We start from the raw sequence: 23631 nt of genomic DNA, 5'->3' as shown, positions 1-23631 counted from the left end.
GGGCACCGAGATGGCGCCGTCGCGCCCGACCGGCTGCTCGGGGATGAGGGCGGACTTGGACCCGGCCGAGAAGCGGTCGGCGACCAGCGGGCCGGAGAACAGGCCGCCGGATCCGGCCTCCCAGATCGAGACCGAGACCATGTCGCCGATGCCGATCACTGGTTCGGCGGAAGGGCGGTGATCGCCGAAGGAGGCGAGCAGGCTGTCGAGCGGGCGCCCGCGGAGGGCCTCGACGACGGCGGGGTTGACGTCGATGATCTCGTAGCGAGCGACCAGACCGCCATCGGCGGTGGCCACTTCCGATCCCGCCTGGATCGCACTCGCCGTCGGACCCGCCGCAGGCAGGTACGTGCAACCGCCAACGGATCCAGCCGCCAGGGCGGCCATCAGGGCGGTGCGCGCCGTCTTACGCAGCATCACAGAGTCTTCTCCAGCCGATCCCGCGCCATCGCTGGCCCGGACCGGGACATCCAGTTAGATCGCCAAACGCTGCGATCGCTTTAACGGCCGTGCGATCGCCCTCGCGGAGCGCTGCATCATCCGTCGGTAATACGTCACCAGCATGGCACCGCCACGCTTCACGCCGGCAAGCGTGACCATATCACGTCGCTGCGGCACTGTCCGCAGGCGCGGTGGCGATGGCGCCGCGCAGTTCCCGCCCCAGGGCGTCGGCCGTGATGTCGAGCCGGCGCGGGGGGGCCACCGGCCGTCCGAACCGGAACAGCGCATAGTCCGTCGTCCGGCCGCCGAATCCGGGCGTGCAGGCGGGGAGCGAGGGGGCGTGGTCGCCGAACACGCACAGCGTCATGGTCTGGCCCCGCTCGCCGGCGAGGCGTTCGAGCCCGGCGAGCACCGCCTCCACCATCTGCCCGGTATGGACCACGTGGTGCATGTACTGCGCCTGCGGATCGTTGATCCCGGGGAGCCGACCGGGCTTCCACGGGCCATGGTTCTCCATGGTCACGCAGAACAGGAGCAGGGGCGTGCGCCGCGCCCCGACCTCCGCCAGCAGGCGCTCGCCCAGCGCCACATCCCCGACATAGGGCCCGACCCGCTCGGCCCCCGCGAAGGCCTCCTCCATCACGATGTCGCTGAAGCCGAAGGTCTCCATCACCAGGGCCCGGCGGAAGAAATCCCGGTGGAACGGGTGCAGGAACAGGGTCTCGTAACCGCGGTCGCGGGCCAGCCGGGCAAGGCTCGTGGGCTCGTCGCCGCTGCGTGACGTGTAGGGATCGTAGCGGCCGAAACCGAGCGTTTCGGAGGGCCGCCCGGTGAGTACGGCGTGCTCGCTGCGCATCGTGTAGGCGCCGTGCGCCGGAACCTGGAGGCGGCCGTACTGCGCGGCCCGGCTGCGGAACAGCTCCATCACCGGCAGGGACGGGCCGCCCAGGCGCTCCGGATCGATGAACGATTCGAGCTGGATCACCACCACCACGTCGTCCCCCGGACCGGGGGGCAGCACAGGCGGCCCGGGCACCGGCTCGCTGCCCGCGAAGGCCCGGGCGGTGTAGCCCAGCAGACTCGCCGGCAGGCCGACCCGGGCCACGTCGCCTTCGAGGTCGGGGCGCGGAAACCAGCGCGTGACCCGCCGGGCGAGCGGCGGGCGCGGCGCAGCCCAGGCCAGCAGACCGAGCAGCAGCGGCAGGCCGAGGAGCGCCAGGATCCGCGGGAGAGCGGCGGCCGGCAGCACGCTCGGCTCGGTCCGATACCAGAGCGCGGTCGCGCCCAGGATCAAGAGGACGGGGATGCTCACGCGCGGATGCCACAGGGGCGGGATGTAGTAGAGCTGCGGGTGCCGCGGCACCTGCGGCAGCAGGGCGAAATCGCTGAACAGCAGCGGCTCGCCGATCACCGAGCGCTTGGCCCGGCTGACGAAGATCAGCGCCGTGACCGAGATCACCAGGGTCAGCCCGGCGAGCCAGGGCCGCCAGGAGAATGCGAACCAGAACAGCAGGATCAGCAGATAGCCCAGCAGCCGCAAGGCGAGGTCGCGGGGGGCGAGGCTTGCCCGGGTGATCGAATCGCCCACGACCACCTCTAGGACAAGGCAGAGCGCGAGTGCGAGGCCGGTGGCGGTGAGGAACGTCGTCAAGACTCGAAACACTCGGCGTGGGACAGCTTCGGCGCTGCCGGGAAAAGGTGTGCGGTAACAAAGTTTTGTAGGCGGTTCCTAAGCCCGCAGCGAAGGAGCCGGCCCGGTGGCGAGTTTCTGAGTATCGACATGAGCCGTACGCGCTATCGCTTTGAAGCCGCTGGCATGTCACGCCTTAGGGTCTTAGTCCGTCTTAGGTTTTTGTCGCAGAACCGGCGGCCACTTTTGCGAAACCTGCTCAACGCGGACCGGCCTCGCGGCCGACGCCCCGGCGGCTGCGCAGCGCCCGCACGAGCGGATTGAGCAGGCCGTAGCGTACGCGCATCGCCCAATGGGCGGCGCGGCCGATCGAAAGGGCACTGCGTGGGGCCGCATCCCGGGCCGCGCTCAGGCGGTCGAGGAGCTGTTCCGGGCTGCACGGCTTCATCGCCACCGGATCGAGGTACCGCGGATAGAGGATCATCGCCCCCGCCACCAACGCGTCGAGGTCGAGCCTGCGGCCGCGATCGGCCCCGGGTGCCAGATCCTCCGACAGACCCCAGCCCGCGTAGAACGGCCGGCCATGGGTCGCCACGGTCAGGCCGCGGATCAGCGCTTCGAACCCGGCGAGCGATGTCATGGTCTCGACGTGATGCACCCGGTCCAAGAGATCGACGATGCTGGTGCCAGCGACGATCCGGTCGGCGAGCGTCAACGCCTCCACTTCCGGGATGATGCCGGGGCGGAAGCCCGCCTCGACGTCGGGATGTGGCTTGTAAAGCAGGAACGCGTCCGGGTTGCGCCGCCGCGCCGCTTCCAGCAGCGCCCGGTTCGAGCGGACCAGCGGGGAGCCGTGCCGCACCGAGGCGTCGTCCTCCACCTGGCCCGGCACGAGCACGATCTTGCGCCCGGCGGGCCAGTCGAGCGCAGTCGCGTCGAGGCCGACATTGTACTTGCTGAGCCGGCGCGCCACGACCTCCTCGCGCAGGCGCTTCGCCCGGGCGAGGAGGTCCGGCGTGAACTCCGATTCCGCCAGCAGGCGCTGCAGCCGGCTCTCCCGGCGCGGGTCGTAGTAGATGCCGAGATCGTCCACCACGATCGAGGCGCCCGGCCGCAGGCTCGCGCCGAGGCCGACCGAGCGCAGGAATCCGTCCTCCACCCGGGCGAGGGGCAGGCCGGCCTCCGCGCAGGCGGCCTCCAGCTGGCCCGGCGCCCGGGTTGCCCAGGCGAGGACGCGACCCTGGTGGCGTTGACCTGCCGCGACCGCGGCCTCGGTGGTCATGGTGTGGACCGGGCGCCCCGCGGGTCCGGCCCCGAGCACGTCGAGGGCCGGCCGCTTCCAGCGCGACATCCCGACATAGACGACGCGCCGGTCGTTCTCGGCGAAGCGCGCCTGGAGCCACGCCACCCGCTCCGCGCAGGATGCGTGGTCGACCGGCATCCGGGTCCAGGGATCGAGGTAGTGAACGCCGCCCTCCCCGCCGAGCGGCCGTCCGTCGAGGCTGATCCGCAGGGATGCAAAGCCGCGCTCCGGATCGTCGTAGGGACTGAGGATCGGTCCGGGCGCGACCACGAGGCGGCGGCGGCCGGTCAGCCTCAGCAGCCGGTCGGCCGCGCGCCCGGCCCCCCAGGCCGCGCCGACGGCGCCGAGGCGCGCTTGCCCGAAGGCGAAGCCCGTCGCGGCCTCGATCTCCGCCCGGAGCAGACGGATCGTCCGGCCGGTCGCGTAGAGCGACAGGGTCGGTTCAGGGGACATGGCTATTGGGGCATCTCTGGTTGTCGGGCTCCGCGCGGTCGTGACGTTCGCCTGCCTGTAGCGCATTTTCGCGCGGATAGCGCGGGGCTCGCAGGTGTGGGATTTCGGGGACAACCCCGACGGTCCGGCACAAGCGCCATACCCTTGAAGGGATTTGGACATACCGTCGCCGCGATTGGTCGCTCAATCCGGGTGAGAGCCGCAAAAGCGCGACCGTTGCAGACGGGCCACGCGGGTGCGGAAAAGCCGTGCTGCGGCGCCCCCTCGGATTGCGGGGCCGCCGAGGCTCGTGCCACCTCAGGGTAACGTGCCGGCCCGTTGGGCCGGTCTCAGGGTCAAGGAAGAAGCGCCGCGGAATGCAACAACCCGCCTCCGATGCCCTCCGCGACCGCCCGGCAACCTTCCTCTTCCTGCAGGGCATCGCCACGCCGTTCTTTTCCGATCTCGGGACGGCGTTGCGCGCACGGGGCCATCAGGTCCGGCGCATCAATCTCTGCCCCGGCGACTGGCTGTTCTGGAACGGCGCGGCCGACAATTACCGCGGCCGCCGTGAGGCCTGGGGTATCTATCTCGAGGCCTATCTGACCCGCGAGGGCATCACCGACATCGTGCTGTTCGGCGATTGCCGGCCGTTCCACAAGGCCGCGCGGATGATCGCCGAGGATCGCGGCCTGCGAGTCCACGTGTTCGAGGAGGGCTACATCCGCCCGAACTGGATCACCTGCGAGCTCGGCGGCGTGAACGGCTTCTCGTCTCTGCCCCGTACCGCCGACGAGATCCGCGCGCTGGCCCGGCGCCTGCCGCAGCCCGGCCGGGCGATGCCCTCCACGGGCGACATGGCGCGCCGGAGCGTCTGGGACGTCGGCTACAACCTCGCCAACATCCTGTTTCCCTACCTTTATCCGCATTTCCGCAGCCACCGGCCGACCCACATCGCCGCCGAATACGCCGGCTGGATCAAGAAGTTCGCCCGGCGCGCCCATACACGCCGCGAAGCGGCGCGCTGCGACGAGATCTACCGCGCGGTCGGCTGCGACTACTTCCTGCTGCCGCTCCAGCTCGACAGCGATTACCAGATCCGGGTCCACTCGCCGTTCCTCGGCGTCGAGGGCTTCATGGACCGCGTAATCAAGTCGTTCGCGGATGCCTCGGCGGCGCCGACCCGGCTCCTCGTGAAGCTGCACCCGCTGGACAGCGGCCTGATCAACTGGCGCAAGTTCGCCCGCGCATCGGCCCGCCGCCACGGCGTCAGCGACCGGCTCGACTTCATCGACGGCGGCGACCTGCCGGCCCTGATCAAGGGCGCCCGGGGCGTTGTCATCGTCAATTCGACGGTCGGGATGCTGTCCCTGGAGATGGGCTGCCCGACCCATGCGGTCGGCACCGCGATCTACAACATGGCCGGCCTGACCCATCAGGGCGACCTCGACGGCTTCTGGACGAACCCGACCCCGCCCGACATGGGCCTGATGGCCGATTTTCGCCGGGTCGTCCTGCACCGGACACAGGTCAACGGCGGCTTCTTCTCCAAGGAGGCGATCGACCGGTCGGTGGCCGGCTCCGTGCCGCGCATGGAGTCCGCCCTTCCCGATTCGATGCTGGCGGCCGCGCGGGCGATCCGCGAAGGGACGATGCGCGATGGGGAACTCGCGCCGGTCTACTGACGGCTTAAGCCCGAGGGCTTTCCTGGCCTGTGAGTCTTGCCGACCCTTGATCTTTCTACGCCGGCCGGCGTAACCCGCCGCATGCTTCGCATCCTGATTACCGGCGCGTCGAGTGGTATCGGCGCGGCGCTGGCGCGCCATTACGCGCAGACCGGCGCGAGCCTCATCCTCATTGCGCGCAACGCCGAGCGCCTCGAACGAGTCGCCGGGGATTGCCGCGCCAAGGGGGCCGTCGTCGAGGTCGCCCGCCTGGATACCCGAGACCGCGCGGCAGCGATCGCGCTGGTTCACCGGGTGGATGCGGCCCAGCCCCTCGACCTGGTGATCGCCAACGCCGCGGTGAATGGCGGCAACCAGCGGGGCGAGGTCGAGACCGAGGAGACGGCGTTCGAGACCGCCGACATCAACTACACGGGCTCGCTCAACGTGGTGCTGCCCAGCCTGACCCTGATGCTCCAGCGTGGTCGCGGCCAGATCGCGCTGATGTCGTCGCTGGCGGCCTATGCGCCGTTGCAGGATGCGCCGGCCTATAGCGGCGCCAAGGCTGCGCTGGTGGCGCACGGGCTGGCCCTCCGTCAGAAGGTCGGGCCGCGCGGCGTCAAGGTCAACGTCGTGGCGCCGGGCTACGTGAAGACCCCGATGGGCGGCGAGCTGAAGGGCTGGCGTCCGCTGGAGATGAGCGCCGACGAAGCGGCCGTGCACATCGCCAAGGGCATCGCGAAGGATCGCGACGTGATCGCCTTCCCGTTCGTCCTCGCGGTCCTGGCGCGGACCGTCCTGCTGCTCCCGGAAGGCATTCGCCGCGCCAGCCTGTACGCGTTCCGGTTCCAGAGGCGGGAGCGGCGCTGATGGCCCGGCCCCGGATCGCGCTGTTCGTCCTGGAGGCGCTGCCGAACGCCCGGGTGGTACGCCGGTTCGTCGCCGATCATCGGGCCGACATCGCGTTCGTGGGCCTGTCGAATGCCGAGCGGCCGTCGAGCGGCGGTCTGACCGGGCAGATCCGGCGGCACCTCACGCGCTCGGGCACCGGCATCCTGCCCTATCTCGCGGTCAATTTCGGGCTGCCGGATCTGCTGCGTCCGCTCGCGCCGCTGACCCAGGCGGCGACGGGCAGCGGTGATACGCCGGAGGCGACGCCGCTCAAGACCCTCTGTCGCCGCCTCGGCATCCCGACCCTGACGGTCGACGACGTCAACGGCCCTGAGGTCGCGCACAGGCTGCGCGCGGCGGCGCCCGACCTGATCCTGACCTACCATTTCGACCAGATCCTGAAGCCGGAGACGATCGGGCTGGCACGGCTCGGGGGCATCAACGGTCATCCCGGCCTGCTGCCGCGCCATCGCGGCCCGGTGCCGACGATCCACGCCCTGGCGGATTCGCCCGGCAGCTTCGGCATGACCCTGCACCGGCTCGCCGCCGCGATCGATACCGGCGCGATCCTGTCCCAGGAGGCGGTGCCGCTGCCCGCCGGCACCACCGCCACCCGGGCGGCCGTGGCCCTCCACGAACACGGCCGCGGGATGCTCGACCGCCTGCTCGATGAGGTCGCTCGCACCGGCACCCTACCGGAGGGCCGGAGCTTCGAAGTCTTGCCCTATTGCCCGTTCCCGGACCGCGCGATGCTGGCCTCCCTGCGCCGCCGGGGCCTGCGGCTCACCGACGGGCGGGATCTGCGGGAGGCGGTGAGCCTGTCCGGGCGGGCCGCTTAACCGCCGGTTAAGCCTGTTTGACAAGGATTCGTTCGGCTCATTTCCACCCGCCCACGAGGCCTCGCCCATGCCGGATACCAGCGCCCTCCACGCGGCGTCCGACGTTCTGGCCGCGGGTCGGCAGGTTCAAGGCGGCCGGATCCGGGCGATCTCCGAGAACCTGGCCAACGCCGATTCGGTGTCAGAGACGTCGGGCGGCGCGCCCTATACCCGCAAGATCGCGGTGTTCGCCCCCGTGGTCGCCGACAACCCGCGCGATCCGGTCGGCCGCATCGTGCGCGACACCACCGCGTTCCGCACGCGCTACGACCCGTCGAACGTCGTGGCCGACCGCCGCGGCTACGTCCAGTTGCCGAACGTGAATGCCGCCACCGAGTCGGCCGACCTGCAGAAAGTGGTCCGGAACTACGAGGCCAATCTCAGTGCCTCGGGCATCCTCGACAGGTTGAGCCGCGCAACGCTCGATCTCCTCAGCTGATCCGGGCGTGGCGCCTTCCGTAGCCGGCGTAGAGGGCGAGCCCGATCGCCAGCCAGAGCGCGAGGCGGATCCAGGTCTCAGCCGGCAATGAGGCCATCAGCACCAGGCAGGACAGGATGCCGAGCCCGGCGATGAACGGCGCCGCCGGGACCCGGAACGGGCGCGGCCGGTGGGGATCGGTCCGGCGCAGGATCAGCACCGTCGCGCAGACGAGGCAGAACGCCAGCAGCGTGCCGATGCTGACGATCTCGCCCAGGATGTCGATTGGCACGAGCCCGGCCAACGCGGCCGTGAACAGGCCGATCACCGTCTGGCTGGCCGCGGGCGCCCGCGTCACCGGGTGGACCCGGCAGAAGACCTCAGGGAGCAACCCGTCGCGGGCCATGGCGAAGAAGATCCTTCCCTGCCCGTAGAGGGCGGTCAGCGCCGAGGTGGTCAGGCCGATCAGGGCGCCGATCTTGATCACGATCGCAAAGCCCGAGAGTCCGATGGCGTCGACCGCTTTGGCGATCGGATCGGCGACGTCGAGGTCGCGGTACGGGACGAGGCCGGTGAGCACAGCGGCCATCGCCACGTACAGCACCGTGGTGATCAGGAGCGAGCCGATCAGCCCGACAGGCGCGTCGCGCTGCGGCGCCCGGCACTCGCCCGCGGCGGTGGCCACCGTCTCGAAGCCCACGAAGGCGAAGAACACCACCGCAGCGCCACGGAAAACGCCGCTCCAGCCATAGGCGCCGAAGGTCCCGGCATTGTCCGGTATGAAGGGGTGCCAGAGTTCCGGCCGGAGGTGGACGGCGCCGACGCCCACGAAGGCCAGGATGATCGCGATCTTGCACGCCACGAGGAGCCCGTTCACCAGCGCGGTCTCCCGGGTGGCGCGGGTCAGCAGGGCCGTGAGCAGCAGCACGATACCGACGGCCGGCAGGTTGACGATCCCGCCTTCGCCGGGCGCCCCCGCGAGCGCCGCTGGCAGGCGGAGGCCGAAATCCGCCGCGAGCGACTGCGCGTAACCCGACCACCCCACCGCCACCGTGGCGGCCGCGACGGCAAATTCCAGCACGAGGTCCCAGCCGATGATCCAGGCGGGAAATCGGCCCAGGCTCTCGCGGGTGTAGGTGTAGGTGGAGCCGGCCTCCGGGATCATCGCCGCCAGCTCGGCGTAGCACAGGCCGACGAATCCGCAGGCGATCCCGCCGATCACGAAGGACAGGCTGAGCGCCGGCCCGGCATATTGTGCGGCGGCCGTCCCGGTCAGCACGAAGATGCCGGCCCCGATCGTGGCGCCGAGCCCGATGGCGATGAGGCCCGGAGCCGTCAGGCTCCGGGCGAGGGTCCGGTCCTGACCGGACGCCGCCACGCCACCCCTGGTCGCCGCCGATTCCGCCATCCCACGCCTTCTCCCTGATCGCCCGACATTCGGCCGGGCAAAAGGCGCGCCGCGGGGCCTGTGCCAGGCACGCGGCCCCACTGTTGCGCAGACTGGATCACCGTCTGCGTCCCACGTCGAGGCCCCTATTCGGGAGGCTTCCGGCGCGGGCTCAGGGTCGGCGCCGACACCGCCTCGGGTGCCGACGCCCCCGTAATCAACCGCGTATCCGTCCGGAAGAGCCGGGCGACCACGCCAGCGAAGCGGATGAAGGCGCGGCCCTGCGGGGTGATCACGTAGCCGTCCGCGGTCGGGGCCACGTTGCCCGAGGCATTCTGCTCGGAAAGCCGCCGCTCCATCTGGCGGTACGTGCCGAGGTAGACTGCGTCGAACACAGCCCGGGCGCGGTTCGCGTCGAAGCTCTTATCGGGATGCGCCGCCATCTGCCCGAGCAGGAACACGCTGACCGAGCGGTCGACCGTGACGGGCAGGATCACGAAGCCGCTCAGGTTCAGGGACAGCGACAGCACGCAGGCCCCGAGGGCATCGCGCCGCCGCAGCCCCCAGCGGCGGCCAAGGCCGGCGAGCGCCACGGTCGCCGCCAGCGTGATCAGGAAGGCCACGACCAGCAGGAGGAGACCGCGATAGAACAGGATCGTCACGCCGGACCAGAGACCCGTCTGGAACAGCAGCACGAAGGTGCCGAAGCCGAGAGCCAGGGCCCCCGCGTGCAGCAGCGCCTGGGCGCCGATCCAGCGCAGGACCCGTCCGGTGCTGGGCGAGAAGGAATCAGTCATCGAGATCCTCGACGCGCAGGATCCGCACGAGCGGGTCCGCGTAAGCCGCGTGCGTACGCCAGATCCAGGACTCGGGTTCGCTCCAGGCGGCGTCCGCCGCAGTGACCACCAGCGCGCCGATCCCGGCCTCGGCCGCCCGGCGGCGCACCTCCGCGACCGGCAGCGTCGCGTCGAAGATCGGCGACACAGCGGCGAGGCGCGCCGCAACTGCCTCGGGCGCCGCGCCGAACAGGCGCGCCTCGCGATCGGCCACTGCCACGGGCTGCGTGCCGTAAAGCCCGAAATCGAACACGCGGCGCGGAAGCGGCGAGGCTTGCAGGACGAGATCCACGGGCAGATGCGTACCGGCCCAGCTGTAGGCTGCGCGCATCGACCGATCGATATCCGGACGCCCGTTGAGGATGGCGAATTGCGGATGCTTCGCCGCGGGATAGGCGCGCATCCCAACGAAGCCGTAGAGCGTCGAGGCGTATCCGAGGAGCAGCAGCACGCCAAGCGATCCCGAAAGCCTGAGCCGCGGGCCCGGGCTGGTCCGGGTCACGGCCACGGCGGTCCAGACGAGCGCCGAGACCTGCGCCAGCAGGACCACGCGGGCGCCGAGGTCGTTGTTGAGGATCGCGGAGCGCAGGAATCCGCCGAGCAGCAGCCCGGCCGCGGCGCAGATCGTGAGCAGCCGGCCCGCCTCGCGGGCATGGGCCTCCCGGCGCGGCACGACGTGCCAGAACAGGAGCGCGCCGCCTGCGAACACACCCAGCGCGACGTAGTAGTTCATCGGCAGCAGGATCAACCGGAGGAGGTCGAGGCCCGGCCCGTCGTAGATCTGCTCCAGAGGGCCGAAGCGCCGGATCGCGAACCGGATCGTGCCGCTGGTATCGGCCCGGTTCGTCAGGATGCCGACAAGGTAGGGCGCGGCCAGGACCGCGCCGACAAGCCCGGCCGCCGCGAGCCGCGCCACGTCGCGCCAGCGGCGCTCGGATCCGAGCAACGCCAGCCAGATCCCGGCGGCTGCGGCCGCGCCCAGACAGACCCAGATCGACAGCCCCGCGCAGGCCGCGAAGGCGAGACCCGCCGTGGCGATCGCGGCTTCCTCCGCCCGGCGATCCGGCGTCGCCCCGTCGGCGCGTTCGGCCAGCACCAGCAGGCCGAGCCAGCCCGCCAGGGCGGCGGCCACGTGGTGCGGGACCCAGACCAGGGAAGTCGGCCAGTTGACGACCTGCTCGTTCAGCCATTCCGGGACAGGGATCCAGAACCCCGTTCCGGCCCGGTTCGAGAGGACCATCAGGATGTCGAGGCCGCCCGCCGGCAGGAGCACGAGCACCGCCCGGCGCAGGAGCCGGGGGGCAACGTCCCGCGCCAGGCCTGTGGCGGCCAGCAGCCGGTCCAGTAGGCCCAGCAGTGCGATTCCGGTCCAGACGGCGAGGCCCGCGAAGGCGGTGCGGCCGTCGACCAGCCGGCCCCCGGCCCAGTCCACGAGGGCGGTCAGCGTATAGAAGAAGTAGTAGTACCCGGCCCGCTCGGGACGGGTGAAGAACGGGTCCACTGGCGGCAGGCCGTGCTCGACGATCGCCCGGGTCAGGGCCGCGTGCTTGACCAAGTCGATGATCGTGAGCGGCTGGTGGGTGGCGGTGCCGGTGTCGATGTCGATCAGCGCGTAGGTCACGATCCCGAGCCAGAGCGCACCCATCGCCAGGGCCGGCCGGTCGAGTCGGCCTCGCAGGTCGCGGAGGGCCGGGCGCAGGGCGGTGAGCCCGAGGCCCGCGTTCGCCAAGGCCGCCACGGGCACGCCGGCCGCCTGGATCAGCAGCGCGTCGAGGGCGGGCAGGAGCGCGATGCCGAAGAGGGCCGCGCACAGGGCGCGCCGGCCCGGCGGCAAGGTCCGAAATTCGAGCACGCCGGTGATCGTGCCCAGCGCGTAGCCCGGCAGGAGGACGAGGGGAACGCCGAGCAGCGTCGCGAGCAGGACACCGCACGCATCCGAGAGGGTGCCGTTCATCGCCGGGCCGCGTTTCGTGCGGGTTCCGATTAACACCGGGGCGTTAACCGTTTCCTGGCCGAGCTCCTGGCCGAGCTCCTGGCTGGGTTCCTGGCCGAGGTCCCGGCCGCGCCGCCGCGTGCCGGCGGATCGACCGCAATACGCCCCGGGGCTGGCATAACCGCTGGTTTCGTGTATGGATCGCGCAGCCTCGACCCGGGTTACCGGGCGGGGCTTGAACCGCTTTGCGCTGTGACCGTGCTGGACGACATCCCGGCACCGGCCGAACGCCGAGCTTGCGCGCGCCCGGATGGGGCGCCGCATCCGATCAGCACAACCCGAAAGGCATGCGATGTCGATCACGGCAGAGCGCAAGACCGCGCTCATCAAGGAACACCGCAAGGACGCCAAGGACACCGGGTCCCCCGAGGTCCAGGTGGCGATCCTGACCGAGCGGATCGCGAACCTGACCGGCCACTTCAAGACCCACGCCAAGGACAACCATTCCCGGCGCGGCCTTCTGAAGATGGTCTCGCAGCGCCGCTCGCTGCTCGACTACGTCAAGCGCAAGGATGAGGCCCGCTACCGCGCCCTCATCGAGCGTCTCGGCATCCGCCGCTAAGGCGTCTATCGCGCGGTTCCGGGCCCGGCCCGGAGCCGCGTTTCACGATCACGGGCTGCCGGAATGGGTCCGGCCTCCCGACAAGCGGGCCGCTTCGAGGCGTCGGCATCGGGGCAGGATCGCGAGACACTTTCACGCGAAGTGTCTCGCCGTCTTGCCCCCGGCGGCGCCGGGCCAACGCCCGCCGCAGGCAAGGAAGAGATCAAGAATGTTCGACGTTCAACGCGAAGAGCTGATGTGGGGCGACCGCAAGCTCGTCCTCGAGACCGGCAAGGTCGCCCGGCAGGCCGACGGCGCCGTGGTCGCCACCTACGGCGAGACCTCGGTGCTCGCCACCGTGGTCGCCACGAAGGAGCCGAAGGCCGGCATCGACTTCATGCCGCTCACCGTGAACTACCAGGAGCGGGCCTACGCGGCCGGCCGCATCCCGGGCGGCTACTTCAAGCGCGAAGGCCGGCCCTCCGAGAAGGAGACCCTGGTTTCCCGCCTGATCGATCGCCCGATCCGTCCGCTCTTCGTCAACGGCTGGCGCAACGACACGCAGGTCGTCGTCACCGTCCTGACCCACGACCTCGAGAACGATCCCGATATCGTCGCCATGGTGGCGGCCTCCGCGGCGCTGACCCTCTCGGGCGTGCCGTTCATGGGCCCGATCGGCGGCGCCAGGGTCGGCTACATCAACGGCGGCTACCGGCTGAACCCGCTGGTCACCGAGACCAAGGAGGAATCCTCCCTCGACCTCGTCGTCGCCGGCACGCAGGACGCGGTGCTGATGGTCGAGTCCGAGGCCAAGGAGCTGTCCGAGGACGTGATGCTCGGCGCCGTGATGTTCGGCCACAAGCATTTCCAGCCGGTGATCGAGGCGATCATCCGCCTGGCCGAGAAGGCCGCCAAGGAGCCGCGCAACTTCCAGGCGCCCGAGAACGGCGAAGTCGAGAAGGCCGTGCTGGAGGTCTGCGAGACCGAGTTGCGCGCCGCCTACACCAAAACCGTCAAGCAGGAGCGCTACGCTGCCGTCGACGCCGTGAAGGCGAAGGTGATGGCCGCCCTCTGCCCCGAGGGCGCCGAGAAGTACCCGGCCGAGAAGGTCAAGGCTGCCTTCAAGGAGGCACAGTCGAAGGTCGTGCGCTGGAACGTGCTCGATACCGGTTCGCGCATCGACGGCCGCGACCTGAAGACGGTCCGCCCGATCGTCTCCGAGGTCGGCGTCCTGCCGCGTGCCCACGGCTCATCGCTGTTCACCCGCGGCGAGACCCAGGCCCTGGTGGTCGCCACGCTCGGCACCGGTGAGGACGAGCAGTTCATCGACTCGCTCGACGGCACCTACAAGGAGCGCTTCCTGCTCCACTACAACTTCCCTCCCTATTCGGTGGGCGAGACCGGCCGCATGGGCTCCCCGGGCCGTCGTGAGATCGGCCACGGCAAGCTCGCTTGGCGGGCGATCCGCCCGGTTCTGCCGCCGGCTCACGAGTTCCCGTACACGATCCGTGTCGTGTCGGAGATCACCGAGTCGAACGGCTCGTCCTCGATGGCCTCGGTCTGCGGCGGCTCGCTGTCGCTGATGGATGCCGGCGTGCCCCTGCGCCGTCCGGTGGCCGGCATCGCCATGGGCCTCATCCTCGAGGGTGAGCGCTTCGCGGTCCTGTCCGACATCCTGGGCGACGAGGATCACCTCGGCGACATGGACTTCAAGGTGGCCGGCACGGACGAGGGCGTGACCTCGCTCCAGATGGACATCAAGATCGCCGGCATCACCGAGGAGATCATGCGGGTCGCCCTCGATCAGGCGAAGGACGGGCGTGCCCACATCCTCGTCGAGATGGCGAAGGCCCTCACGGCTGCCCGTCCGGAGCTCGGCGAGTACGCGCCGCGCATCGAGACGATGCAGATCCCGACCGACAAGATCCGCGACGTGATCGGCACCGGCGGCAAGGTGATCCGCGAGATCGTCGAGAAGACCGGCGCCAAGATCAACATCGAGGATACCGGCATCGTCAAGATCGCCTCGGCGGACGGCAAGGCGATCAAGGCGGCCTACAACTGGATTCGCTCGATCGTGGCGGAGCCGGAGGTCGGCGTCATCTATGACGGCACGATCGTGAAGTGCATGGAGTTCGGCGCCTTCGTGAACTTCTTCGGCGCCAAGGACGGTCTCGTCCACATCTCGGAGCTCGCCGCGAACCGCGTCGCCAAGGTGACGGACGTCGTCAAGGACGGCGACAAGGTGAAGGTGAAGTTCCTCGGCCAGGACGACCGCGGCAAGATCCGCCTGTCCATGAAGGTGGTCGATCAGGAGACCGGCGAGGACATTACCGAGAAGGTGAAGGCCCAGCGCGACGCCGACCGGCCCGAGCGCGGCGACGAGCCGCGTGAGCCCCGCGAGGGCGGCCGCCACCGCGGCGAGCGCCGCCGCGAGGCGGGCGAGTAAGCACTCCCATCACCCGCGCGGGCTTCGGCCGGCGCAGGTTCTTACGACAGGCGCGGTCCTCCGGGACCGCGCCTTTTGTTTGCGGATTACCGTCCTTGCTCGCGGAGGGAAGCAATTCGTAGCGGCACGCCGATCGGCCTCGGCCATCGGAACTCGGTCAAGGCGGGAACGCTGCTCGCCGGCCCGCGTTCGCCCGGCGCCCCCTCAACCAAGGATCCTTCCATGGCCAATGACATGATGCACGACATCTTCAGCGGGCAGCCGAACCTGTCCACCACGGAGCGCGCCGTCTCGGTGGCGCTCGGCCTCGGCATCGCGGCAGCGGCCGCGCAGCCGCGGCCGAACAAGCTCCTGAGCCTGCTGGCGCTCGTGGTCGGCGTCGGGCTGGCGGTACGTGGCGCGACCGGCCATTGCGCCGTGAAGGCCGCCTCCGAGCATCTCTGAGCGCACGGGACGGTACGACAAAAAAGGGGCGCCCCGCGGGGCGCCCCTCGTCGTGTCCGGGTGTGCCGGAGAGATCAGTAGGTCGTGGTGCGGCGGCTCGCGATGAAGCCGTAGATGAACAGCACCACCACGGCGCCTACGATGGCGCCGATGAAGCCTGCCCCCTGGTTAGGCCCGTACCAGCCGATGGCCTGACCCAGGAAGGTCGCCACGAAAGCGCCGACGATGCCCAGGATCGTGGTCAGGATGAAGCCCGACGGCTCGTTCGGTCCCGGCATGAGGAACTTGGCGATGACGCCGGCGAGGAACCCGATGATGATGGTCCAGAGGATACCCATAACAAACCCCAGTGCTTGATTGTCGATGCCGGCAGAACGCTTCGGGCCCCGCGACGGTTGCCCGCACCCTGCGACAGGACGACAAATTTCCGCAACGAGCCGCGATGTGCGGACGCAACACCCTTTACGGCCGGCCCGTCACGACGGCAGATAAGCCCGTTCTGAGAGGTCGGAGACGGGTATGGACATTCAACGGATCGAGCCGGGCAAGCGGATGGCGCAGGCCGTCACCTTCGGCGACATGGTCTACCTCGCCGGGCAGGTCGCTGCCGACACGGTTGGGACCGGGGTGACGATCCAGACCCAGCAGATCCTGTCCGAGATCGACCGGCTGCTGGCCGCAGCGGGCAGCGACAAGGAGCGCATCGTCTCGGCCACGATCTATCTCGCCGATATCGCGACCTTCGCGGAAATGAACGCCGCCTGGGATGCCTGGGTCTCCCCGGAGAACCCGCCGGCCCGCGCCACCGTTGAGGCCAAGCTCGCCGCCCCCGAATATCTCGTCGAGATCGTGGTCGTGGCCGCGAGAAGCCGGTGAGCTTTCCCCGCCGCCCGATCCTGGCGGCCGCCGCCCTCACCGTCCTGGCGGCGCTGGGCTCGGCCGCGATGCCCCGGGCCGCGGAGGAGCGGGTCCTCAACATCTACAACTGGTCGGACTATATCGACCCGCAGGTGCTTGAGGCCTTCACCCGGGAGACCGGCATCAAGGTCGTGTACGACACCTACGACAACAACGAGATCCTGGAGACCAAGCTGCTGGCCGGCCGGTCCGGCTACGACATCGTCGTGCCGTCCGGTCCCTACCTGCAACGGCTGATCCGGGCCGGCGCCTTCCTGCCGCTCGACAAGTCCAAGCTGAAGAACCTCGGCAACCTCTGGCCGGAGGTCACCGGCCGGCTCGCCGCCTACGATCCCGGCAACACCTACGCCGTCGACTACATGTGGGGCACCACCGGAATCGGCTACAACATCGCCGCTGTGCGCGAGCGTTTGGGCGCCAACGCCACGGTGAATTCCTGGAACCTCGTCCTCAACCCCGCCTCGGCCAACAGGCTGAAGGAATGCGGGATCATGATGCTCGACAGCCCGGAGGATCTGATCCCCAGCATGCTGCCGGCCTTCGGCGCCAAGGCCGATTCCAAGCGCTGGGACGACATGACCCTGGTGACCGACGCCCTCTTCAAGGTGCGCGGCACCGTGCGGAAATTCCACTCGTCGGAATACATCCAGGCGCTCGCCAACGGCGATATCTGCGTGGCGGTCGGCTATTCGGGCGACGTGATGCAGGCCAAGCGCCGGGCCGACGAGGCCAAGAACGGGATCGAGATCGCCTACGTGGTGCCCAAGGAAGGCGCACTGATGTGGTTCGACACCTTCGCGATCCCGAAGGATGCCGCTCACCCGGCCGAAGCACTGGCCTTCATCGACTACATGATGCGGCCCGAGGTAGCGGCGGCCAACAGCAACTTCGTCTCGTACGCCAGCGGCAATCTCGCAGCGAAGAAGTTCGTGAAGCCCGAGATCCTGAACAACCCCGGCATCTATCCGGACGAGGCGACGATGCAGCGGCTCTCGACCAACACCGCCTGGGACGACCGCACCCAGCGCTTCGTCACACGGCTCTGGACCCGAGTTCGAACCGGGCGCTGAGCAGGGAGCCGGCGGACCGGCTCCCTCGTTTCCTATGGCCTAGTGCTTCAGATCGTCCGGCACCTTGCCGCCGTTCTCGGCGAGCTTCTGCATCACTTGCTTGTGCAGCCAGATGTTCATCGTGGCCGAGTCGTCCTTGTCGCCGGTGTAGTGCAGCTCGTCGGCGAGCTGCTTGCGCGAGGCGAGGCCGGAATCGAGGCCCAGCAGCTTCATCAGGTCGACGATGGAGTGGCGCCAGTCGAGCGTCTGCGGGTTCTTCTCGGCGAGGCCGGTGAGAACCGCCGCGACGTCCACGGGCTCGCTGCCGCCCGCAGTTCCGGGTGCCGAGGGTGTCGACGGGGTGCTGGTGCCGGCCGGGCTACCCGAGCCTGCGGTTGGCGCGGGCGCGGCATCCGCGGTCCCGCCGCCGAACGGGTGGAGGATCTTGCCGACGATGCTGCCGAGGAGGCTCATGAGTCCGCTCCGATAAATGCGGCCCGGCTCACGTGCCGGGCGGGCGTGTAACGGGCGGTTCCAGCCTGGCGTTCCGACACGGATGCCACGACTCGGTCCCCGCCGGCCGAATTCTACCCGTGGGCGCCGTGGAGCGCTACGCCGAGCAGGCTCAGACCGAGGACGAGACACACGCCGCTCCAGCGCTCCAGCACGGCGGCGCGGGCGGGATCATGGAGCGAACTGTATGCGAGGGCGATCCCGCTAATCAAGCAAACCAAACTTATCACGACGACCAGCGAGTTCCCCTGAACCGAAATCTACGCGACCAGCCATAATCAGTTTTCGCGCTTATGCGAGTCAAAAAATAACGTAGTCAATTTGGATGAGGACAATTTACGCGGCTGGGTCACGTGGACGTGTTCTGGGGTTCATAAACATAATCTGAAGTTGCAGGGCGACCGACCCTGTAACTATGAACCTTCTGTCACGCAGAAGAGCGATCTAACGACCTGACAAGATAAGGTGTCTTAGATTAGGCAGGGGTTCGAAGGCTTTTCACTTGAACGTCCCGCGCATATGTGCGGCCAGGAACGACGATAGATCGTATTTCGATCCCTTACAAAACTCTGATTTAGACCCGGTCGAGTAGGGCCGAGACGATCGTGGCCCATTCCTCCGCGACGCTTCCCTGTGGATCTGTGCGGCCGGCACAGCCGTACCAGTAGCGCGCATTCCCCGCGTCGCCCTCGATGCGATGGAGATGGGCGTGCACCCAGGCGGCATCGCGGCCCGGTTCCGCCTGCACGAGGGCGTGGGCCTGCTCCCAGCCGCTCGAACCCGGTCCGGAGGGCGCCTGCGCCAGCCACCAGAGCGCGGCCAGCGGGGCCGGCCATTCCGTGGGCGGGGCGGGCTCGGTCAGGGTCGCCGTGAAGGCGGCGAATGCCGGGTCGGCGACAGGCAGGATCTCGGTCACGGCGCTTTCCTCGTTCCCGCGGCGTTTCAGCGTCGGGCGGCGCGCTCCAGCGGCCAGCGGCCCCGGCGCTGGCGGGCAGACCACGCATAGCGCGTATCGCCATCGAGGCAGTCGAGATGGTCCGACAGGCGGTTGCGTTCAAGCCAGCCGAGCGCCGCCTCCAGCTCAGGCAGGGTCATGGTCGCGCGGCCCTTGCCGAGCACGCGCTTCAGCACCGCGTTGTAGCGGTGCGCGAGGTTGCTGCCGCGGGGTACCCGGAGGGACGCCTCGTCCTCCACCGCCTGGGCCGCCACCGTGGCGGCGAGCCTCTGGCGCAGGGTCCGCTCGGTGACGGAGGGCGGCTCGGGTGCCGGGGCTGCCGGGGCGGGCTCGACGAGGCGCGGGCGCAGCAGGGCATAGCGAAGGCCGATCGCATTGCTCTCCAGCGGGGTGATCCCCCCGGGATCCTCGTCGCGCCAATGAGTCCGCTCGGGTACGACGGCGCTGACCGGCCGCTCGCGCCGGGGCCGGATGCTGCTGCCCTGCTCGGTCTCGAGCTCCAGGCGAAACCGGGCGAAGAGCGGGTCGTCGGGGTGGAAGACCAGCGCCTGCTGCGTGTCGTAGGCGCCGGCATGCGGATCGACCCGGGTGGCCCGGGCCAGCATCTGCTCCAGCCAGGGGCGCGAGCGGATATGCGTGAGGGCCGCCACCACGGCGACCTCGGGGGCGTCGAGCCCCTCATAGGCCATCGCCACCGTCACGAGGATCGCCGGCTCCGGCGTCAGGCGGAAGGCAGCCAGCGCCGCATGGGCATCCCCCTGGCCGGAGGTGGCCAGCCGCACGTCCCGCGCCCCCTGCCCCGCCGGCATCCAGCCCCGGAGGGTTTCGAGGTAGGCGCGGGCGCTCGCCTGATCCGGCGCCACCACGAGGAGCTTGCCGAGGCCCCGCACCGCCTCGCCGGGCGGCAGAGCGCGTTCGGCCCGGCGCCGGGCGCGCAGGCGCTTCGTGGCGTGGAACGCCTCGCTCAGAAGGTCGCGGGCGAAGCCGGTGCGCAGCGCCGTGAACAGGGCCGGCCGGGTGGTGATGCGGACCGACCCCGCGCCCAGGCGATGCGGCCCGACCCGGGGGCTGTCCCCGGCGATCCGGCCGCCTTCCAGCCAGCTCGCCTCGCCGTCGATGGCCCCGAACGTTACCGGCAGCACGGCCCGCTCGGCCAGCGCCTGCGACCGGGAATAGCCGATCACCGCGAGCCCGGGTGTATCCAGATTGAGCTCGGGCCCGCGCCCCGGTGCGGCGGGCCGGTAGGGCAGTCCGAGGATGCGCTTGCCGTCGGCGCGCTCCAGCGTCCCGGACAGGTAGAGGCGGAACGTGGCGGCCTCCATCACGGGGAGCATGGCCCGGGACCACGCCCCGGCCTCCGCATCCTCAGTGCTGCCCTCGTCGGATCCCGGCCGTCCGGGGGCCGGCAGGTGATGGACCTCGTCGATCACCAGGAGGGTGCGGTGCGCCCGCGCCTCGGCGAGATGGAGAGCCGGCGCGGCGGCGATCGCCTGATAGGTGGTGATGTAGCCCGACAGCCCCCGGGCGGGATCGCGCTCGTTGTCGGCCGCGCGCACGCTGAGTGTGTGCCCGAAAGCCGCGCGCCAGAGCGGGTCGGCAAACGCTTCCTCAGCCTGCAGACGCAGGGAATCCCGCGGCACCACCCAGACCACACGCTCGACCAGACCCGCCGCGATCAACTGGTGGGCGGCGATCACCGGCAGCAACGACTTGCCGCCGCCGGGCGTCACCGCCGCCAGGATATCGCGGACGGCGCCCGCCTCCCCGCTCGCCATGGCCGCCACCAGGGCCATCAGCGTGCGCTGGTGCGACCGCAGGGACGGGGCGGGACGGGTCAATGGCCGACGAAGCAGGGCGACATAGGCCCACCGTGGCCGATCGCGATTCCTTTGTGAATCCCTTCCGTCGCGGAACGTTCGCGTTTTCTTCCGGACGGGTGGTACGGCTGCGTGTCAGCGGAGCGGCGCTGCACAGCCCGGTGCCGGATCGGCGCACGAGAAGCGTTGACACCCGGCCCACCCCTCACCATAAGGGCGCCGCGGGCGAAAAAACCCGCCTTGGGGGAATGTCCCGAGCGGCAAAGGGGGCGGACTGTAAATCCGCTGCGTAAGCTTCGTAGGTTCGAGTCCTACTTCCCCCACCAAGTCGATCCCAATCCCGTCAGCCTTGTTTCGCCAGCGCCGCCTCGATGCGCGCGGCGGCTGCGGCGGAAAACCCTTTCCCTTCGAGCCCTTGCCCCGCGGCCGCTTGGCCCGTGAGGCTGCGGCGCTTGCCCGCCGGCATGTGCGCCTTGCGGAGCGCGTGCGAGTCCCGGTGGCTGGCATGGGTGATGGCGATCGCCAGCGCGTCGGCGGCGTCGGCCACGCGGAACTCGGCCTTCGGCAGCAGGAAGCGCACCATCGCCTGGATCTGCACCTTCTCGGCGTGGCCGGAGCCCGCCACGGTCTTCTTGATCAGGTTGGCGGCGTATTCGAACACCGGCAGCCCGGCGAGTGCCGGCACCACCAGCGCCATGGCGCGGGCATGGCCGAGCTTAAGCGTCGCCTGCGCGTCCTTGTTGACGAAGGTCTCCTCCACGGCGACCTCGTCGGGCTGCTGGCTCTCGACGATGCGGCCGATCCCCTCGAACAGCTCACGCAGCCGCAGGGCCAGGGGCAGGTCGCCGTCCGAGGTGACGACACCGCACGCGCCGTAGGTGAGCTTGGACCCCTGCGCAGTGATCAGGCCCCAGCCGGTGCGGCGGAGCCCGGGATCGATCCCGAGGATGCGGACGGGGCTGGTCATGATGCTCCACGGCTCGACGAACGGCCCGAGGCTGCCGTACGTATCGTGAACGCTTGGTTTCACCAAGACGCGGATTTCGTGAGGACGATCATGAGCGCGGACACCCCGATCAGCCGCTTCCCGGTGCTGAAGCTCTCCGACATGCCGGAGGATCTGCGCGTCCGCATCGCCCTCGTGCAGGAGAAGGCGGGCTTCGTGCCCAACATCTTCCTGGCGCTGGCGCATCGGCCGGAGGAGTTCCGCGCTTTTATGGCCTATCACGACGCGCTGATGGACCGGCCCGGCGGCCTGACCAAGGCCGAGCGCGAGATGATCGTGGTCGCTACCAGCGCGGCCAACGATTGCCTGTACTGCGTCGTGGCCCACGGGGCGATCCTGCGGGTCCGGGCCAAGAACCCGCGGATCGCCGACCAGATCGCCATCAACTACGCCAAGGCCGACATCACCCCGCGCCAGCGCGCCATGCTGGATTTTGCGGTCAAGGTAGCAACCCGCTCCCAAGCCGTCGGGGCGGAGGATCACGCCGCGCTGGCCGGGCACGGGTTCAGCCCGGACGACATCTGGGACATCGCCTCGATCACCGCCCTCTTCGCCCTTTCGAACCGGATCGCCAGCGTGACGGACCTGCGCCCGAACGACGAATTCTACGCGATGGGCCGCTGATCAGGGCCGGCGGCCGAGCAGGATGATCGCCGTGCCGACGAGGCAGATCGCGCCCCCCGTGAGATCCCAGCGGTCCGGCCGCTGGCCCTCTACGAGCCACAGCCACAGGACCGAGGCTGCGATGTAGACGCCACCATAGGCCGCGAAAGCACGACCCGCCGCCGGGCTGTCCACCAGGGTCAGCAGAAAGGCGAACAGCACCAGCGATGCGACGCCCGGCAGCACCCACAGAGGGGAGCGACCGACCCGGAGCCAGGACCAGAACGCGAAGCATCCGGCGATCTCCGCGAGGGCGGCGCCGGCATAAGCGAGGAGGGTCATGGTCAAAGCTTGGCACGGCGTCGCGCATGAGGCGAGTTTCGGGCCTGAACGGTGGGCTGCGTTAAGTCTCCCGCAAGGCTGATCCGGTCGATTGGCACCATGAACGCGCACGCCTCCACCGACGACCTGTTGCTGTTCCCCGGCGACGCGCGCTTGCGCGCCGTGGTCTTGGCGTGGCTCGACGGGCTGGCGCGCGAGCGGCGGATGGCGCCCAACACCGTCGAGGCCTACGGGCGCGACCTGCGCCAGTTCCTCCACCACCTTGCCGGGCGGCTGGGCACGCCGACGATCCCGATGCTGGTTGCCCTGAAGGTACGCGACATCCGCGCCTTCATGGCGGCGCGTCGGGCCGACGAGGTTTCCGGGCGCTCGCTGATGCGCATGCTGGCGGGGCTGCGGTCCTTCGCGCGCTTCCTGGAGCGCGAGGGCCACGGCACCGTTTCGGCGCTAGGTGGCGTGCGCTCGCCGAAGGTTCCGCGACGGCTGCCCCGCCCCCTGCCGGTCTCCGCCGCGGTGGCGCTCACCGATACGGGAATCCGCGCCGGCGAGGAGCGCGAGCCCTGGGTGCTCGCCCGGGATGCCGCCGTACTGGCCCTGCTGTACGGCGCCGGGTTGCGTATCTCGGAGGCCCTGGGTCTCACCCGCCGCGATGCCCCGCTGCCGGGCGTCGATCAGGTCACCGTGCTGGGCAAGGGCGGCAAGCAGCGCATGGTGCCGATCCTGCCGGTGGTCGCGCAGGCGGTCGCCGACTACCTCGCCGCCTGCCCGCTTCCGCTGCCGCCGGAGGGGCCCCTGTTCGTCGGCGCCCGCGGCGGCCCGCTCTCGCCGCGGATCATCCAGTACACGGTCGCCCGTGCCCGGGGCACCCTCGGCCTGCCGGAGAGCGCCACGCCCCATGCCCTGCGCCACTCCTTCGCGACCCATCTCCTCGCCCGGCAGGGGGAACTGCGTGCAATCCAGGAACTCCTCGGCCATGCCTCGCTGTCGACCACGCAGCTCTACACCCAGGTCGATGCCGCCCGGCTGATGAGCGCCTATGCGGCCGCGCATCCCCGGGCTGGACGCTAATCTAGATTGCTATTCTTGCGAATTCGGCGGCCGATTGTCTCCAGAACAGTAAG

22 protein-coding genes, 1 tRNA gene and 1 pseudogene are annotated in these 23631 nt (G+C 69.9%); 12 read left to right on the top strand and 12 right to left on the bottom strand.

Annotation, left to right across the window (positions count from 1 at the left end; all coding sequences use genetic code 11):
* From MKK84_RS04200 to MKK84_RS04190, 3 genes and pseudogenes are all read right to left on the bottom strand, one after another.
* Positions 1-417: pseudogene (locus tag MKK84_RS04200) on the bottom strand (sugar transporter); the annotation flags it as partial.
* A gap of 184 nt (positions 418-601) precedes the next feature.
* A complete protein-coding gene (locus MKK84_RS04195; protein ID WP_243916771.1) occupies positions 602-2092 on the bottom strand; it encodes an LTA synthase family protein in 1491 nt (496 codons plus the stop codon).
* Between the two features lie 238 nt (positions 2093-2330).
* Positions 2331-3827: a capsular biosynthesis protein gene (locus MKK84_RS04190; protein WP_243916770.1), complete on the bottom strand. Its 1497-nt coding sequence runs from the start codon at positions 3825-3827 to the stop codon at positions 2331-2333.
* A gap of 356 nt (positions 3828-4183) precedes the next feature.
* Here MKK84_RS04190 and MKK84_RS04185 point away from each other — a divergent pair, with 356 nt between their 5' ends.
* From MKK84_RS04185 to MKK84_RS04170, 4 genes are all read left to right on the top strand, one after another.
* Positions 4184-5491, top strand: a complete 1308-nt coding sequence (locus tag MKK84_RS04185; protein WP_243916769.1) for a capsule biosynthesis protein — start codon at positions 4184-4186, stop codon at positions 5489-5491.
* An 81-nt stretch (positions 5492-5572) separates the two neighbouring features.
* On the top strand, positions 5573-6340 hold the full coding sequence (locus tag MKK84_RS04180) for an SDR family NAD(P)-dependent oxidoreductase (RefSeq protein WP_243916768.1): 768 nt from the start codon (positions 5573-5575) through the stop codon (positions 6338-6340).
* The gene (locus MKK84_RS04175; protein ID WP_243916767.1) at positions 6340-7200 is read left to right on the top strand and encodes a formyltransferase family protein; all 861 of its coding nucleotides are present in this window, start codon (positions 6340-6342) and stop codon (positions 7198-7200) included. The genes MKK84_RS04180 and MKK84_RS04175 overlap by 1 nt, the downstream gene beginning before the upstream one ends.
* Positions 7201-7267: 67 nt before the next feature.
* Positions 7268-7678 (top strand): flagellar basal body rod protein FlgC, encoded by a 411-nt coding sequence (locus MKK84_RS04170; RefSeq protein WP_243916766.1) that lies wholly within the window; start codon positions 7268-7270, stop codon positions 7676-7678.
* Here MKK84_RS04170 and MKK84_RS04165 read toward each other — a convergent pair.
* The 3 genes from MKK84_RS04165 to MKK84_RS04155 all read right to left on the bottom strand — a co-directional run bounded on the left by MKK84_RS04165 (position 7671) and on the right by MKK84_RS04155 (position 11834).
* Positions 7671-9065 (bottom strand): amino acid permease, encoded by a 1395-nt coding sequence (locus MKK84_RS04165; protein ID WP_243916765.1) that lies wholly within the window; start codon positions 9063-9065, stop codon positions 7671-7673. The two genes, MKK84_RS04170 and MKK84_RS04165, sit on opposite strands and share 8 nt — an antisense overlap.
* 125 nt (positions 9066-9190) lie before the next feature.
* A complete protein-coding gene (locus MKK84_RS04160; RefSeq protein WP_243916764.1) occupies positions 9191-9841 on the bottom strand; it encodes a hypothetical protein in 651 nt (216 codons plus the stop codon).
* Positions 9834-11834: a hypothetical protein gene (locus tag MKK84_RS04155; protein WP_243916763.1), complete on the bottom strand. Its 2001-nt coding sequence runs from the start codon at positions 11832-11834 to the stop codon at positions 9834-9836. Before MKK84_RS04155 ends, MKK84_RS04160 begins: the two co-directional genes overlap by 8 nt.
* A gap of 331 nt (positions 11835-12165) precedes the next feature.
* On the opposite strand from MKK84_RS04155, the gene rpsO reads away from it, so the two are divergent.
* The 3 genes from rpsO to MKK84_RS04140 all read left to right on the top strand — a co-directional run bounded on the left by rpsO (position 12166) and on the right by MKK84_RS04140 (position 15307).
* A complete protein-coding gene (gene rpsO / locus MKK84_RS04150) occupies positions 12166-12435 on the top strand; it encodes a 30S ribosomal protein S15 (RefSeq protein WP_243916762.1) in 270 nt (89 codons plus the stop codon).
* Positions 12436-12643: 208 nt separating this feature from the next.
* Positions 12644-14863: a polyribonucleotide nucleotidyltransferase gene (pnp, locus tag MKK84_RS04145; protein ID WP_243916761.1), complete on the top strand. Its 2220-nt coding sequence runs from the start codon at positions 12644-12646 to the stop codon at positions 14861-14863.
* 222 nt (positions 14864-15085) lie between these two features.
* A complete protein-coding gene (locus MKK84_RS04140) occupies positions 15086-15307 on the top strand; it encodes a YgaP-like transmembrane domain (RefSeq protein ID WP_020093742.1) in 222 nt (73 codons plus the stop codon).
* A gap of 74 nt (positions 15308-15381) precedes the next feature.
* Here the strand turns inward: MKK84_RS04140 and MKK84_RS04135 are convergent, their stop codons facing one another.
* Positions 15382-15645, bottom strand: coding sequence for a GlsB/YeaQ/YmgE family stress response membrane protein (locus MKK84_RS04135; RefSeq protein WP_243916760.1), 264 nt, complete (start codon positions 15643-15645; stop codon positions 15382-15384).
* A 181-nt stretch (positions 15646-15826) separates the two neighbouring features.
* Between MKK84_RS04135 and MKK84_RS04130 the strand changes: the two genes are divergently transcribed.
* Complete coding sequence (locus tag MKK84_RS04130) at positions 15827-16183, top strand: RidA family protein (RefSeq protein WP_243916759.1); 357 nt, start codon at positions 15827-15829, stop codon at positions 16181-16183.
* A gap of 68 nt (positions 16184-16251) precedes the next feature.
* A complete protein-coding gene (locus MKK84_RS04125) occupies positions 16252-17295 on the top strand; it encodes a polyamine ABC transporter substrate-binding protein (RefSeq protein WP_243916778.1) in 1044 nt (347 codons plus the stop codon).
* Between the two features lie 39 nt (positions 17296-17334).
* Here MKK84_RS04125 and MKK84_RS04120 read toward each other — a convergent pair whose 3' ends face one another.
* The 3 genes from MKK84_RS04120 to MKK84_RS04110 form a co-directional block, all read right to left on the bottom strand.
* Positions 17335-17748, bottom strand: a complete 414-nt coding sequence (locus MKK84_RS04120; protein WP_243916758.1) for a DUF3597 domain-containing protein — start codon at positions 17746-17748, stop codon at positions 17335-17337.
* A gap of 613 nt (positions 17749-18361) precedes the next feature.
* Complete coding sequence (locus MKK84_RS04115) at positions 18362-18703, bottom strand: hypothetical protein (protein ID WP_243916757.1); 342 nt, start codon at positions 18701-18703, stop codon at positions 18362-18364.
* A 26-nt stretch (positions 18704-18729) separates the two neighbouring features.
* A complete protein-coding gene (locus tag MKK84_RS04110; RefSeq protein WP_409566438.1) occupies positions 18730-20535 on the bottom strand; it encodes a DEAD/DEAH box helicase in 1806 nt (601 codons plus the stop codon).
* 266 nt (positions 20536-20801) lie between these two features.
* Here MKK84_RS04110 and MKK84_RS04105 point away from each other — a divergent pair.
* Positions 20802-20885 (top strand) — tRNA-Tyr (locus tag MKK84_RS04105).
* Positions 20886-20902: 17 nt separating this feature from the next.
* On the opposite strand, the gene ruvC is transcribed toward MKK84_RS04105, so the two are convergent.
* Entirely contained in the window at positions 20903-21526 is a 624-nt protein-coding gene (ruvC, locus tag MKK84_RS04100; protein WP_243916755.1) for a crossover junction endodeoxyribonuclease RuvC, read from the bottom strand.
* A gap of 90 nt (positions 21527-21616) precedes the next feature.
* Between ruvC and MKK84_RS04095 the strand changes: the two genes are divergently transcribed.
* Entirely contained in the window at positions 21617-22189 is a 573-nt protein-coding gene (locus MKK84_RS04095) for a peroxidase-related enzyme (RefSeq protein ID WP_243916754.1), read from the top strand.
* Here MKK84_RS04095 and MKK84_RS04090 read toward each other — a convergent pair whose 3' ends face one another.
* Positions 22190-22510, bottom strand: coding sequence for a YnfA family protein (locus MKK84_RS04090; protein WP_243916753.1), 321 nt, complete (start codon positions 22508-22510; stop codon positions 22190-22192).
* A gap of 99 nt (positions 22511-22609) precedes the next feature.
* Here MKK84_RS04090 and MKK84_RS04085 point away from each other — a divergent pair, with 99 nt between their 5' ends.
* Positions 22610-23578, top strand: a complete 969-nt coding sequence (locus MKK84_RS04085) for a tyrosine recombinase XerC (protein WP_243916752.1) — start codon at positions 22610-22612, stop codon at positions 23576-23578.
* Positions 23579-23631: the final 53 nt, after the last annotated feature.

The sequence above is a fragment of the Methylobacterium sp. E-065 genome (assembly GCF_022829605.1).
Taxonomy (GTDB): domain Bacteria; phylum Pseudomonadota; class Alphaproteobacteria; order Rhizobiales; family Beijerinckiaceae; genus Methylobacterium.
This window is presented reverse-complemented; position numbering and strand designations above follow the sequence as displayed.

Bases quoted from the DNA above. Each gene is read 5' to 3' on its own strand.
- MKK84_RS04085 (WP_243916752.1), top strand. From the start codon at position 22,610: ATGAACGCGCACGCCTCCACCGACGACCTGTTGCTGTTCCCCGGCGAC.
- MKK84_RS04170 (WP_243916766.1), top strand. From the start codon at position 7,268: ATGCCGGATACCAGCGCCCTCCACGCGGCGTCCGACGTTCTGGCCGCG.
- MKK84_RS04110 (WP_409566438.1), bottom strand. From the start codon at position 20,535: ATGGCCCTGGTGGCGGCCATGGCGAGCGGGGAGGCGGGCGCCGTCCGC.
- MKK84_RS04120 (WP_243916758.1), bottom strand. From the start codon at position 17,748: ATGAGCCTCCTCGGCAGCATCGTCGGCAAGATCCTCCACCCGTTCGGC.
- MKK84_RS04155 (WP_243916763.1), bottom strand. From the start codon at position 11,834: ATGAACGGCACCCTCTCGGATGCGTGCGGTGTCCTGCTCGCGACGCTG.
- MKK84_RS04130 (WP_243916759.1), top strand. From the start codon at position 15,827: ATGGACATTCAACGGATCGAGCCGGGCAAGCGGATGGCGCAGGCCGTC.
- MKK84_RS04175 (WP_243916767.1), top strand. From the start codon at position 6,340: ATGGCCCGGCCCCGGATCGCGCTGTTCGTCCTGGAGGCGCTGCCGAAC.
- MKK84_RS04135 (WP_243916760.1), bottom strand. From the start codon at position 15,645: ATGGGTATCCTCTGGACCATCATCATCGGGTTCCTCGCCGGCGTCATC.
- MKK84_RS04165 (WP_243916765.1), bottom strand. From the start codon at position 9,065: ATGGCGGAATCGGCGGCGACCAGGGGTGGCGTGGCGGCGTCCGGTCAG.
- MKK84_RS04185 (WP_243916769.1), top strand. From the start codon at position 4,184: ATGCAACAACCCGCCTCCGATGCCCTCCGCGACCGCCCGGCAACCTTC.
- ruvC (WP_243916755.1), bottom strand. From the start codon at position 21,526: ATGACCAGCCCCGTCCGCATCCTCGGGATCGATCCCGGGCTCCGCCGC.
- rpsO (WP_243916762.1), top strand. From the start codon at position 12,166: ATGTCGATCACGGCAGAGCGCAAGACCGCGCTCATCAAGGAACACCGC.
- MKK84_RS04160 (WP_243916764.1), bottom strand. From the start codon at position 9,841: ATGACTGATTCCTTCTCGCCCAGCACCGGACGGGTCCTGCGCTGGATC.
- MKK84_RS04190 (WP_243916770.1), bottom strand. From the start codon at position 3,827: ATGTCCCCTGAACCGACCCTGTCGCTCTACGCGACCGGCCGGACGATC.
- MKK84_RS04090 (WP_243916753.1), bottom strand. From the start codon at position 22,510: ATGACCCTCCTCGCTTATGCCGGCGCCGCCCTCGCGGAGATCGCCGGA.
- MKK84_RS04140 (WP_020093742.1), top strand. From the start codon at position 15,086: ATGGCCAATGACATGATGCACGACATCTTCAGCGGGCAGCCGAACCTG.
- MKK84_RS04095 (WP_243916754.1), top strand. From the start codon at position 21,617: ATGAGCGCGGACACCCCGATCAGCCGCTTCCCGGTGCTGAAGCTCTCC.
- pnp (WP_243916761.1), top strand. From the start codon at position 12,644: ATGTTCGACGTTCAACGCGAAGAGCTGATGTGGGGCGACCGCAAGCTC.
- MKK84_RS04180 (WP_243916768.1), top strand. From the start codon at position 5,573: ATGCTTCGCATCCTGATTACCGGCGCGTCGAGTGGTATCGGCGCGGCG.
- MKK84_RS04125 (WP_243916778.1), top strand. From the start codon at position 16,252: ATGCCCCGGGCCGCGGAGGAGCGGGTCCTCAACATCTACAACTGGTCG.